12 protein-coding genes are annotated in these 13,100 nt (G+C 61.2%); 3 read left to right on the top strand and 9 right to left on the bottom strand.

All coding sequences use genetic code 11. The features are described 5' to 3' along the window. Positions 1-93: 93 nt before the first annotated feature. From C9E81_RS23670 to C9E81_RS08625, 9 genes are all read right to left on the bottom strand, one after another. Complete coding sequence (locus C9E81_RS23670) at positions 94-402, bottom strand: hypothetical protein (RefSeq protein ID WP_147457576.1); 309 nt, start codon at positions 400-402, stop codon at positions 94-96. Positions 403-735: 333 nt separating this feature from the next. Continuing rightward, positions 736-918 (bottom strand): hypothetical protein, encoded by a 183-nt coding sequence (locus tag C9E81_RS22685; RefSeq protein WP_147457575.1) that lies wholly within the window; start codon positions 916-918, stop codon positions 736-738. Positions 919-1,316: 398 nt separating this feature from the next. After that, entirely contained in the window at positions 1,317-2,450 is a 1,134-nt protein-coding gene (locus C9E81_RS08655; RefSeq protein WP_122111936.1) for a M20/M25/M40 family metallo-hydrolase, read from the bottom strand. Further along, positions 2,447-3,619 carry a M20 aminoacylase family protein gene (locus tag C9E81_RS08650; protein ID WP_122111935.1) on the bottom strand — a complete coding sequence of 391 codons (1,173 nt, stop codon included), beginning with the start codon at positions 3,617-3,619 and terminating at the stop codon, positions 2,447-2,449. The genes C9E81_RS08655 and C9E81_RS08650 overlap by 4 nt, the downstream gene beginning before the upstream one ends. Continuing rightward, a complete protein-coding gene (locus tag C9E81_RS08645) occupies positions 3,603-5,276 on the bottom strand; it encodes an ABC transporter ATP-binding protein (protein ID WP_122111934.1) in 1,674 nt (557 codons plus the stop codon). Before C9E81_RS08645 ends, C9E81_RS08650 begins: the two co-directional genes overlap by 17 nt. Positions 5,277-5,279: 3 nt before the next feature. Next, positions 5,280-6,155, bottom strand: a complete 876-nt coding sequence (locus C9E81_RS08640) for an ABC transporter permease (RefSeq protein WP_122111933.1) — start codon at positions 6,153-6,155, stop codon at positions 5,280-5,282. Continuing rightward, positions 6,155-7,096, bottom strand: a complete 942-nt coding sequence (locus tag C9E81_RS08635) for an ABC transporter permease (protein ID WP_122111932.1) — start codon at positions 7,094-7,096, stop codon at positions 6,155-6,157. Before C9E81_RS08635 ends, C9E81_RS08640 begins: the two co-directional genes overlap by 1 nt. Positions 7,097-7,184: 88 nt before the next feature. Then, entirely contained in the window at positions 7,185-8,750 is a 1,566-nt protein-coding gene (locus C9E81_RS08630; RefSeq protein WP_122111931.1) for an ABC transporter substrate-binding protein, read from the bottom strand. Between the two features lie 47 nt (positions 8,751-8,797). Further along, positions 8,798-10,336: a M81 family metallopeptidase gene (locus C9E81_RS08625; protein WP_122111930.1), complete on the bottom strand. Its 1,539-nt coding sequence runs from the start codon at positions 10,334-10,336 to the stop codon at positions 8,798-8,800. Between the two features lie 107 nt (positions 10,337-10,443). Here C9E81_RS08625 and C9E81_RS08620 point away from each other — a divergent pair, with 107 nt between their 5' ends. From C9E81_RS08620 to sorU, 3 genes are all read left to right on the top strand, one after another. Next, the gene (locus C9E81_RS08620) at positions 10,444-11,208 is read left to right on the top strand and encodes an IclR family transcriptional regulator (protein ID WP_243698580.1); all 765 of its coding nucleotides are present in this window, start codon (positions 10,444-10,446) and stop codon (positions 11,206-11,208) included. A 201-nt stretch (positions 11,209-11,409) separates the two neighbouring features. After that, a complete protein-coding gene (gene sorT, locus C9E81_RS08615; RefSeq protein ID WP_122111928.1) occupies positions 11,410-12,594 on the top strand; it encodes a SorT family sulfite dehydrogenase catalytic subunit in 1,185 nt (394 codons plus the stop codon). A 91-nt stretch (positions 12,595-12,685) separates the two neighbouring features. Continuing rightward, entirely contained in the window at positions 12,686-13,027 is a 342-nt protein-coding gene (sorU, locus tag C9E81_RS08610) for a SorU family sulfite dehydrogenase c-type cytochrome subunit (protein ID WP_122111927.1), read from the top strand. Positions 13,028-13,100 lie beyond the last annotated feature (73 nt).

Genomic DNA, 13,100 nt, shown 5'->3' with positions numbered 1-13,100 from the left:
GGTTGCGGCAGGCGTCATCGAAGAAATGCTGATGCGGATTGCGAAGATGGCCGGATGCAGCCCGAGGGCCGCGAGGCTTTTCTTGCGAGGAGTTCAGGCCAGTAACGGTGGCCCTCGTGCCGAGGGGGCAAGCACGGCCATCCGCCTTGCGTGAAGGGGCTGGCCGATCGACATGCGGTTGGTGAGCAAGACCGGCTCGAAATCCGGAGCATCCGAGGGTTCGGCGGTGACCGCCTGCTGCGCCAATGTCGTCCACTCGCAGGCGTTGGAACTGTCATGATCCTTTGCGGGGGGATCATCGGCGGGCTTCAGGCTGCCATCTTCGGCCCAGACCATCTCGACCTGCTCGGTCCCGGTGCACAGAACCACGATGACCCGGTTATCCGGGGCTTTGGCCAGCATCGTGTTGTCGCCGAGCAAGGATATCAGCAAAAACGGCAGCAACAGTATCGCAACTATCAGGCGCTGCGCCGAAAGAAGCAGAACGGCGCTGTTCTGACAACTTCGGTTCGAATGGCAAGTTGCCGCTTGAATATGCACGAATTTACTATTGATCGCGAGATTGCTGACAGTCCCAACTATGCCAGAGGGCGTGAGCCTGTCAAACCATGCATTTTGTCGCGCCCGAGATTTGCCGCTCGCAGAGGGCAGATCACATCCGGCCCAGGGCATTGCCGATGGTCTCCGGCATATCGTTGCGAAGCTTGATGAATGGGCCTCTAAAGCATTTCTCTTTTAACCTGAGACATATCCCGCGGCTTTGAAGAGTTCCGGCAGCAGCACGTTGCGGATATAGGCGGCGAAGGCGTCACCATCCGCCGCTCCCTTTATCACCCGGGGCGCAATCATCGCGTCGCTTGTCAGACCGGCGATGAAAGTCTGAGTGCCCCAGCTTCCAAAATGCGCATCCATGATCAACCGCTGCCCTTTCGGTGCCCGACCGCGCAACCGGGTGAGATTTGTCTTCACAGATGTTTCGCTTTGCGAACCTTCGGTTCATAAATAAGGATAATCCGTGCCGGATACTCTCGCATCACGGGCATGAGCTGACATCCGGGCAAGTCGAACCCACCGCGCCTGTCGCAGGTGAGAGCTTCAAGCGCACGGCAGCCGCCCGATCGCTCAGACCCTCCTCGATATAATGCTGAAACCGGACCCGAAATGCCGATGACAATGTTGCTGACATGATCCATCCTCCCAACAAGAACAGCATCATGAATGCGCTCGGCCGGGAAGCCCCCGATTCAGGTTAAAGACATGACGCTTTAGCTTCTGCCCAACCAAACGGAAACGCGTATATTTGCGCCCTGCGACAGTCAAGTGATGGTCATCAGCAATCCTGCTGCCAGCCGGGCACGCTCGGTCAGGCTGTCGATCTCGATATGCTCATTCAAAGTATGCAATCCCTTGCCGCGCACACCGATGGAATCCAGCGTCGGCACACCCATTGCTCCGGTGAAATTACCGTCCGATCCGCCGCCGGCGCTACCTGCGCTCAGGTCGAACCCGATCTCGGCCGAGATCTTTTTGGCGATTTCGTAAAGCTCCAGCGTGCCGGGATGGTCGGGGGACCAGACCGGGCGGGTGACGCCACGGGCAACCTCGAAGGAAACGCCGTTTTCCTCGGCCTGAAGCGCTTCCATCGCGGCAACGCCACGGTCCAGGTCCTCTTGTGTCTTTGCCATGCTGAGCACCTCGGCCCGGCATTCCGACGACACGCAATTGACCCATTGCCCGGCATGGATGACACCGACCGAAAAGGTGCAGTCCTCCGTGGTCATCGCCTCGATCTCGAGGATTTTCCGTGCCATGGCGGCGATGGCAGAGCGGCCTTCCTTCAAGGCCCATCCGGCATGGCTTGGCCGCCCCCTGGTCAACAGGTCGAAGCGGGCGATGGCATAGCGGCCGATCACCGCGCCTCCGTCTTCCTTTGCTGGCTCGGGAACCAGGACCGCGCGCATGTTCCGGGCTTCGTCCTCGATCAATTGCCTCGTCGATGGCGTTCCGGCCTCTTCGTCGGGCGTGAACAGGAAGGTGACCGGCAGGGGAGTTTGCAGACCCGCCTTCAGAATCTGGCGCATCGCCTCCAGGCAGACATAATTCCCGCCCTTCATGTCCTGTATGCCGGGGCCATAGCACAGCCCGTCTTCGCGACGGAAAGGCAGTTTCTCCAATGTGCCGACCGGATGAACCGTATCGAGATGGCCCGAGACAAGTATGCCCGGCTTGCCGCGATCCGGATGAGGAAAGCTCGCGCGGATCGAATTCCCGAACCCTCCGGTTCCGGGGATCGTCTCGACGGCCGCGCCCGCATTTGTCAGGTCGCGTGCGGCCAGCGCCATCATCCGGCTGACTGCGGCGGCATCCCATGTCGGGCTTTCGCATTCGATCCAGGGGCGGAGCCCCGTCAGCATGTCCTCGCTGTCAAATGGCAGGTTCAGGGGATTCATGTGGCCTCCAATGGTAGACGGCGCTCGATCAGCCGCGCGTAAATCGAGGCGCCAACAGGCAGAATTGCCGGATCGAGCACAAAGCCCGGATTGTGCAGAGGGATGGTGCCCGCATGTCCCAGGTTGCCATAGGCGCCTGGTATGACCTGCAACATGTCGGCAAAGTCTTCCGATCCCGTGAAAGGCCGGCTGTCGTCGTTGACATTTTCGGTGCCGACGATATCGGCGGCTGCGGCAAGCCATTCATCGGACAATGCGGGATCATTCTTGAGAACATCGAAGATCTTGCGGAACTCGATATCGACCACCACGCCGAAACCAGTTGCGAAACCTGCACATATCTCGCGCATGCGGCGCTGCATGAGGTCGCGGGCCTCGGGTTCGAAAAAGCGGATGGTGCCCGCGATCCGGGCGGTTTCGGGTATAACGTTATAGGCGCTGCCGGCGTGGATCTGCGTCACCGACAGGACGGCGCTTTCCAGCGCCGGCATGTTGCGTCCAAGAATGGTCTGGAACTGTCCGATCAGCGCCGAGGCTGTTACCAGTGCGTCGTTGGATTGATGCGGCATGGCGGCATGGCTGCCCTTGCCGGTCACGGTAATGTCGAAAAACGAGGCTCCGGCCATGGCCGTTCCCTTGCAGACGGTCGCGCGGTTCGCCTGACCCGTCGGCTGGTTGTGCATGCCGTAGATTTCATCGACCGGAAAGCGCTTGAACAACCCCTCTGCAATCATGCCGCGCGCACCGCCCAGCCCCTCTTCGGCAGGCTGAAAGATGAATATGGCGGTGCCGTCGAAATTGCGGCTCCCCGCCAGGTATTTTGCGGCACCAAGCAGCATCGTGGTATGCCCGTCGTGACCGCAGGCATGCATCTTGCCGGGATTTTGCGATGCGTAATCGAGACCGCTCGTCTCTTGAATGGGCAAGGCGTCCATATCCGCACGCAGCCCGATCCGGCGATTGCCCTGTCCACGCCCGTGCAGGACCCCGACCACGCCGGTTTTCGCCACGGCCTGATGCACTTCGTCGAAACCGAATTCACGCAGTTTATCCGCAACCACCCCGGCAGTGCGCGTTTCCTCGAAACCGATTTCCGGGTTTGCGTGCAGATCGCGGAAGATGGCTTCAAGCTCGGGCGCGGCGGATTCGATATCAGCTAGGATTGGCATGTGTCACCTCGGGCATCTCCTTGAAGTTCTGGAAGTCCCACATCCGACCGGGAGCAGCCTCGATCAACGAGCGGGTATAGGCATGGGCGGGGCTGACGAGTACCTCGGCGGCGGTGCCGTGTTCGACCACAGCGCCGCGCTGCATGACGATCACCTCATCGCAGATCTGCGCCGCGACGCGCAGATCATGGGTAATGAAGACGATGGCGATCCCCAGCTCGTCCTGCAGCTGTTCCAGCAGTTTCAGGACCTGTGCCTGAACCGAGACATCCAGTGCCGAGACTGCCTCGTCGGCGACCAGGACATCGGGACGCATCATCACCGCGCGGGCGATTGCGATCCGTTGCCGCTGTCCGCCCGAGAACTGGTGCGGGTAACGCTTCAGCGCGTTTTCTGGCAATCCAACGACGGTCAGCATCCGTGCCGCCTCTGCCATCGCCTCGCTGCGCGGAGTGCCGTAGTTCAGGGGCCCTTCGATCAGGCTTTCGGCGATGGTCCAGCGCGGGTTCAGCGAACGCATCGGATCCTGGAACACGACCTGCAGCTTCTTGCGATGGGGGCGCAGGGCGTTGCGGGAAAGGCCGGCGATATCCTGGCCGTCCAGCATGATCCTGCCCGATGTCGGATCGATCAGCCGCATGATGCAGCGTGCGACTGTCGATTTTCCCGAGCCGGATTCACCAACGATGCCGAGGGTCCGTCCGCGCGTGAGGGTGAAGCTGACCTCTTTCGCCGCGTGAGTCTGCGGCAGCTTCTTCAGGATGCCGCCGCCGCCATAGATCTTGTTCAGCGCCTCGACCTTCAGGACGATCTCGTCCCCTTCCGGCCGGGCAGGGCGGGGCGAGAGGCTGGGAACCGAGGCCAGCAGATCGCGGGTATAATCCGCCTGCGGCTGGCGCAGGACATGCTCGACCGGGCCGTGCTCGACGATTTCGCCATGTTTCATCACATAGACGGTATCGGCGATCTCGGCGACGACTCCCATGTCATGGGTGATGAACAGCACTGCCGTGCCATGATTGGCCTGCAGTTCCTCGATCAGCGAAAGGATCTGCTGCTGTGTCGTCACGTCCAGCGCGGTGGTGGGTTCGTCCGCGATCAGCAGCACTGGCTCCAGCACCAATGCCATGGCGATCATGATCCGCTGGCGTTGCCCGCCTGACAACTGGTGCGGGTAGGACCGGAACACACGTTCCACATCGGGCAGATGGACCTGCTCCATGATCGAGATGGCCCGCGCCCGCCGCTCGGCCGCGGGCAGTTGCGTGTGCAGTTCCATCACCTCCATGATCTGGCCGCCGACACGCAGAACCGGGTTCAGCGCCGTCATCGGTTCCTGGAAGATCATCGCGATACGGGCGGCGCGAAGTTCGCGCATCTGCGCCCGGCTCAGCGGCAGCAGATCCCGGTCCTGCAAGTTGATCCGGCCTTCCGTGACCTTCAGCGCCTCGGGCAGAAGTCCCATGATGGCCAGTGACGTCACGGATTTGCCCGAGCCGGATTCGCCGACAAGGCAAACCGTCTCGCCCTGCCTGATGGTCACGTCGATCTGTTTCAGAACCTGCGGCTGGCCCGGCGTATCCGGCAGATGCACGCTCAGATCCTCTGTCGAAAGCGCGACAGAGGATGTATCGAAATTCCTTGTCTTGAAACGCATCGCTTACCCCGCCCGTTTCTTCAGCCGCGGATCCAGCATGTCGCGTGCGGCATCGCCCAGAAGATTGATCGACAGGATGCACAGGGACAGCATTACACCGGGATAGAGGATGAGATCCGGCTTGATCCGGAAGAACTGGCGCCCCTCTGCCATGATATTGCCCCAGGTCGGGGTTTCCGTGCTTACCCCCGCGCCGAGGAATGACAGGATCGCTTCGGTCAGGATCGCCGAGGCAAGGATATAGGTGCCTTGCACGATAAGCGGCGCAAGCGTATTCGGCAGCAGATGCCGGGTCAGGATCTTGAAGGTGGATGACCCGAGGGCGATGGCGGCCTCGACATAGGGTTCCTCGCGCGCACCAAGGACCACGGCGCGCACCAGCCGCACGACGCGCGGGATCTCGGGGATGGTTATCGCTGCGATCACCGAGCCGACCGACGGTCCGTTCAGTGCCACCAGCGCGATTGCCAGCAGGATCGCGGGAATTGCCATCAGCGCATCCATCATTCGCATGATGATCGCGTCAGCGGTGTGGAAGAAGCCGGCGATCATTCCGATCACCAGGCCCAGGATGACCGAGACGACCGCGGCGGCGATGCCTATCACCAGTGACAACCGCCCGCCGATCAGCACCCGGCTGAGGATATCGCGGCCGTAATTGTCGGTTCCAAGGGGGTGGCCCTCCATCGGACCTTTCAGGCGCACGAGCGGGTCCATGGTCAGCGGATCATGCGGCGCAAGCCATGGCGCCAGGATCGTGGCAGCCACGATCAGCGCGAGGACGAGCGCGGCAATTTTCGGGCCGATGCCCAGATGCGGCAGGCCGATGACGCGCAAAACCGGTTGCATCGCCGAGGAGGGCTGGGGTGCCTGTGACATCAGTAGCGTATCCTCGGATCAAAGAACGTATAGCTGAGATCGATGATCAGGTTGACCAGCACATAAAGGAAACTGGTCAAGAGGATCATCGCCTGGATCACCGGATAGTCGCGGGCCAGGATCGCATCTACTGTCAGACGGCCGATACCGGGGATGTTGAACACGGTCTCGGTGACCACGACACCGCCGATCAACAATGCAAAGCCGGTGCCGATGACGGTGAGGATCGGCACAGCGGCGTTCCTCAGGGCATGACGGAACAGCACCCGATGTTCCGGGGCGCCCTTGGCCCGCGCCGTGCGGATGTAATCCTCGCCCAGGACCTCCAGCATATTGGCGCGTGTCATCCTTGCGATCAGCGCGACATAGATCGTCGTCAGGGTCAGCGCGGGAAGGAAGGCATTCTTCAGGAACGCAACCAGCCCTTCCGAGATCGGCGTATAGCCCTGCACCGGAAACCAGCCCAGTTTCAGCGAGAACAGCAGGATGAACACATATCCGATCACGAAGACCGGCACCGAGAAACCAAGCACCGAGAAAGTCATGACCGCGTAATCGGCACCGCTGCGATGTTTCCATGCCGCGATCACGCCCATCGGGATCGCGAGCGCCACCGACATCAGGATCGTCAGCAGCGCGATGGCGAGCGTTGGTCCCATCCGGTCGGCGATCATCCCGGCCACCGGCGTGCTGGAAATCAGAGATGTTCCCAAATCACCGCGCAACAATTGCCCGACCCATGTGAAGAATTGCACATGCAGCGGTTGGTTCAGCCCCATTGCCTCGCGGATACGTTCAAGCTGTGCGGGGGTTGCCATGTCTCCGGCGATGATTGCCGCGGGATCGCCGGGGGTCAGCCTCAGCAGCAAGAAGACAAAAACCGCAACCAACAGCATCACGGGAATGACGGCCAGAATGCGGCGCAGGATATAGCCTAGCATCGTGGTTCCTCGGTTCGACAGAACATGCAGGTCCGGAGCCGGGACGGCACGGGTTGGCCCGTCATCCCGGCAAAGTCGGAAGAGGAGGTCATTCCGTTTTCTTGAGGTTCCAGAACACCGGGACGGGCGAGTTTATCATGTCGGTGATCGTGCTCCGCCGCGCCTGTGGAAGGCTGTATTGGCCGAGCGGCACCAGCAGGACATTCTCGATCGCATGTGCCTGGATCTTGTCGCTGACCTGTTTTTGAGCATCCAGATCTTCGGCGGCGATATACTCGGCTTTCAGCTGCTCGATCTTCTCGTCGGTCGGCCAGCCGAACCAGGCGTCATTGCCGCGACCATTCAGCATCGGATTGCTGATCGGGTTCGAGATCTCGGGCACCATCCAGTTGGTGATGAACATGTTCCAACCGCCATCGGCGGGCGCGGCCTGTCCTGCCCGGCGGGTCACCAGGGTCTGCCAGTCCATCGGCTGCATATCGACGGTGAACCCGGCATCCCGCAGCATCTGCGACACCACGACGGGCTGGGTGGCCAGCGCCACCAGATCGGTCGGCGCCATCAGCACCACGGGGGTGCCGTCATAACCGGCCTCTTCCAGCAATGCCTTGGCTTTCTCCATACCACCGCCGCCGGTCAGCGTGTCCGCATCGGTCTCGCTGCCAAGGGGGGTGCCGCAGCCCAGCACCGCGCCGCAGATCTGGTAATATTCCGGATTGCCGATCATCGCTGCCAGCACCGGCTCCTGAGAGATCGCCGCGAGCGCGGCCTGCCGGATTTTCGGGTCGTCGAATGGCGGATGCAGGAAGTTGAGCCTTGTCATCGTCTGCATCCCGGTCGGTTCGCGGACCTCGACAACGACATTCGGATCGCCCTCCAGCAGCGGCAGCAAATCGACCTGCATCTGTTCGATATAGTCGATCTCGCCGCTCATCAGCGCATTCACCGCCGTCTGGATATCGGCCATGTTTACCCATTTGACCTTATCGACATTGACGACCTTACCGCCAGCCATCCAGTCGGCCGGTTCGTCGCGCGGAACATAGTCGGGGTTCTTTTCATAGGTCACGCTCACGCCCGGCTGGAACTCTTCCTCGACGAAGCGGAACGGGCCCGAGCCCGTGTAATCCGTGATCGGCTCGTCGGCGGGGGTTTCGGCCACCCGGGCGGGCATGATGAAAGGGGGAAGCGCCGATTGCTTGGACAACACGTCCAGCATTGGCACGAAGGGTTCGCTCAGCACCCATGTGATGGTCTTGTCATCGGTTGCTTCGAGGCTTTCGGTCCGGTCCATGATGACCTGGCCGCCCGCGTCGTTTTCGGCCCAACGTTTCAACGATGCGACCGCGTCTGCGGCGGTGACCGGTTCTCCGTCATGGAACTTCAGCCCGTCGCGCAATGTGAAGACATAGGTCTTCTGATCCTCCGAGATTTCCCAGTCAGCCATTTGCGGCTGCGGCTGAAACTCCGAATCCTGCGCGATCAGGACGTCATAGATCATGTAGGCGTGGTCGCGGGTGATATGCGCCGTGGTCATCACCGGGTCCAATACGCGCAGGCCGGAATGCATCACGGCTGTCACGGTCGTTTCGGCCCAGGCCGAACCTGCCAGTATGGATGAGGCGAGCAGAGTAGCGGTCAGTTTTTTGAGCATGTTATTTTCCCTGTTTTGTTTGTATGGCGCGCTAGCCGATCTTGGCGTCAGCTTTGCGCAAGCGAGGCGAATGGCGGCCCACCGGGCGACAATCGCATATCGGGCCGCAAATGCCGGAAAGGCAGGCTTGCCGGACTGACGGGCATGGGCCCGGGAGCGGTGCAGGTCAGGATCGCGGCGGCGATATCGTTGAAATCCGCCCGGAAATGGACCGAGCTCTTGTTGACGAGAATGGTCTGGGCCTCGGGTTCGATGCCCACGAAACGATACATCTCGCGGTCGGCCATCTGGGCCTTCCTTGACGTGACCACGACGCGCACTTCGCCGATGCGCAGGCAAGCGGATGGTCCAAGGCGCAGATGCGCGCCGCCATAAAATCCGCCGGTCGCGTGGCATGCGCCGTCGGAAAGTTTTTCGACGGTGAAGCGGCCCCTGAATGGGGCGTCGCCGGGAATACCGGAATTGCCGCCAAGGGCGATGTCGATCTCGGCCCCTTCACCGGCGGCATGTGCTGCGGCCGCAGCAGAGGGATCCGTCAGCAGGCCGAGCGCCGCGTTCTGCGCATCGCAGGCCACCAAAGCGCGCAACATCCCCGTGGTATCGGAATTCCCGCCCGCACCGGGGTTATCCTGTGTATCCGCAATCACGATCGGACGGTCCGAGTCTCGCGCAAGGCGCATCGCTTCTCGGACCCCGTCTTCGGGACTGAAGCTTTGCCCCTGAAATTCCGCCTCTGCCTCGCTGACAGCCGATGCAATCCTCCGGGCCGCCGCATCCGCCTGATCCTGTGTCGCGCCATAAGCCAGAACCGAGGGTCCGCAATCCGCGAAATCGGCCGCCGGAAAGCCCATGAACAGCGAGGATGAATAGATCCCGTCCATCGGTTCGGAGGCCAGCGCATAAAGCCGCTTGCCCGGTTGGGTCAATGTCGACTGCCAGGCAATCGCGATCAGAAAATCCAGTTGGCGGAATGCCTTGAAGTTCGGTCCGCCGTTAAGCAGCCGTTCAAGCTGGGCTGCGGCGCGGGTGCCGGTTTCGGCCATGTCCACATGAGGATAGGTCCGGAATCCGACCAGCGTATCCGAATGCTCGACCATCTCACGGGTGATGTTGCCATGAAGATCCAGCGCCGCGACGATGGGCACGGCCGGGCCGACCACTTCGCGAACCCTGCGTATCAGCGGCCCTTCGCCATCTGGGGTATTTTCGGCAACCATCGCGCCATGCAGGTCCAGAAACACGCCATCGACCGGCATGGCGTCGCGCAGCCGCTGGATGATTTCGTCCGTGATGGTGGTGTAGCATTGCAAGGTGACCGGCGCCGAAGGCACGGCGCCCGCCCATAGCAGTGGAAGCAATTGCCAGCCCGCAGCCTCGCCGAAACTGATCGCGCCTGCGACCGGCAGGTTCACGTTGCGTGCGCGTTGCAGGATCTCTGCTCCGCGCGAAAGCGGCAGGTAGCCCCCTCCATGTCTGAAAGCGTCGATATCCGCGGGGCTGGGTGCGAATGAATTGCTCTCATGGACGAAGCCGGCCACCGCAATGCGGAAGGATGCCCGATTGGTGCTTTCTTCAACAGCTCGCATAATGTATTGCAATCCGATACACCTGCATTGAATATTGACCATAAAAGCAAGTTCCAGAACCTGTCAATGGTGTGTCTCGAATGCCATCTGCGAAGTTGAAAAATGTCGTGAATTCCCATGACGACCCGATATTCGTGCAGTCTCTGGGCCGTGCGGTTCGGGTTCTGGCCGCCTTTCAGGGGGCGGATGGGCCGCTGTCGCTGGCAGAGATCGCCTCGCGTGCGGGAATCACCCGAAGCGCTGCTCAGCGGATTGCGCATAGCTTCCGGGAACTGGGATATATGCGGCTCAGCAGCGACGGGCGGGGCTTTCTGCTCGATCTCGGTATTCTGGATCTGGCCTATGATTACCTGCGGCTGAACCCGTTGCTGCGCCGGGCTAGCCCGGTTCTTCTGGAACTGAGGCGCAATGTCCGCGAAAGGGTCGATCTGTCTTTGTTCGACGGTCAGAGAATGGTCTATGCCGCACGGATGCAGAGCAAGCGGGAAATGTTTTTCGCGACGCTGATCGGGAACAGCGTGCCCACGTTCTGCACATCCGGGGGATGGGCGGTCATGGCGATGCTGCCCGATATCGAGGTCGACCGGCTTCTTGCGGCAGCCGACCTGCGGCCAGTGACACCGCGAACGCTTACCGATCCGCAAAGCATCCGCGAACAGATCGCCTTGACACGTCAGAATGGCCATGCGCTTGCGGTCGAGCAAATCCTGATGGGTGAGGTTGCCTTGGGCGTAGCGGTCCCCGGTCCCGACAACCGGCCGATTGCCGCCATCCATATCGCGGGATCCCTGTCGGAATGGCAGCCCGAGGAGTTTCGCCGCCGCGTCGCTCCGCTTGCCTCCGAGGCCGTCAATGCGATCGCATCGAGCTGAATGCCCTGGCGTTGCCGCTGGATCAAGGGACGTTTCAGCGGCAAATTGAGGCATCTTTTCAGCGCTTGGCGCAGCAACGAAATTTTCCTGGGTGGTTCGGGAATAATCGGCCATTGCCAGCCGTCTCTCTTACGGTAGCGATCCTGGGCGGGCAGAACCCGATCGGTGCCTCGACCAAGGCTGAACCAAGGGAGGACAATCATGACGGTCATGCAGGAAATCAGGCGGCGCCAATTTTTGATCGGCTCTGCGGGAATTGTCGGAGCTGCCGCATCCGGCATGCCGGCAATCGCCCAGGAGGATGCCGCAGCGCTTCCCGACTACGTGTCGTGGAAGGATGCCGATGATCTTATTCTTCATTCCGAGCAGACGCTTGAAACCAAGCGCGCTGCCCAGGGGGCCGAACTGATCACCCCCAGCAATGACCTATATATCCGCAACAATCTGCCAGCCCCGCCCGAGGATATTGTCGCCGACCGGGATGCCTGGGAGGTGGGTTTCGAGGGCGTGGGCAGCCCCGTTACGATGACCGTCGGTGAGATGAAGACGGTGGCGGTCGAAACCGTTGTATGCGTGCTGCAATGCTCCGGCAACGGGCGTGCCTTTTTCGAGCATGAGACCAGCGGTTCGCAATGGTCCGTCGGTGCGGCAGGAAACGTGGTCTGGACGGGCGTTCCCCTGCGGAACCTGGTCGAAGCCATGGGTGGTATTGCCGAAGGCATGACCTGGCTGACCGGAACCGGCGGAGAGGAAATTCCCGAAGGCTTGCCGAAAGAGACGATCCAGGTCGAACGCTCCGTGCCCAAGGAGGTTCTGGACAGGGCAATCCTGGCCTGGGAAATGAATGGCGAGCCGTTGCCACTCGCTCATGGCGGACCGCTTCGGCTGATCGTCCCCGGCTATTACGGTGTGAACAACATCAAATATGTGAAACGTATCGCCTTTACCGCCGAGGAATCGCCCGCCAAGATCCAGCAGACAGGCTATCGCACCCGTCCGGTTGGCGAAGAGGGCGACCCGTCGCAGCCGTCGATGTTCGAGATGCCGGTGAAATCCTGGATTACCGGTCCTCTTGAGGACGCGAAAGCCGGCAGGGTCCAGATCCATGGGGTCGCCATGGGTGGAGCCAGCGCCGTGGAGAAAATCGAGGTTTCGACCGATGGCGGAGAAAGCTGGACCGAGGCAGGCTTTATCGGTCCCGATATGGGGCCTTATGCTTGGCGGCCCTTCGTGCTGATCGCGGAACTTGGTCAGGGTACGCATATGCTGGCGAGCCGGGCCACGAACGCGAAAGGCGAGGCGCAGCCGGAAAACTTCGAACCCAATGAGCGCGGCTACGGCAATAACGGCTGGCGCGCTCACGCGGTCGAGGTGACCGTAAGCTGACGCCCTGCCGGCATCGCAGATACAGCGCATATCCCGATCACGAGAAACGCGGGATATGCGCGAAAGCCAACAATGATAGCGGAGTATCAATATGCCCATTCCAACGACGCCCCTCGCGGGTGCCGCCATCTCGTTTTTGCTTACGCTCGGCAGTGCTGCTGCGGCGGAGCCCGATCTTGAGGCCGGTCGTAAAATCTTTACCGAAACCTCGGAACCGGCCTGTGCCATTTGCCATGCCCTGGCCGATGCCGAGGCCGTGGGCGAGGTCGGCCCGAATCTCGACCAGCTCAAGCCGACATTGGAACAAGTCCGTGCGGCAGTCACCAGCGGCATTGGCGTGATGCCTGCCTTTTCAGAAACAATGAGCGAAGAGGAAATCGAAACGGTGTCGCAATATGTCGCGGCTGTAGTGAAGGATCCGGGCAAAGAGTGATGTAGGGCGTCATCCGTTTGCGGGTTTCGAATGGGCCGTATGATTTGCACGGGCCCGCCTGCCGGCACTGTTC

The sequence above is a fragment of the Paracoccus alkanivorans genome, from assembly GCF_003697785.1.
In the GTDB taxonomy this organism is placed as follows: Bacteria; Pseudomonadota; Alphaproteobacteria; order Rhodobacterales; family Rhodobacteraceae; genus Paracoccus; species Paracoccus alkanivorans.
Note: the sequence above shows the minus strand (reverse complement) of the source record. Positions and strands in the feature narration are given on the sequence as shown.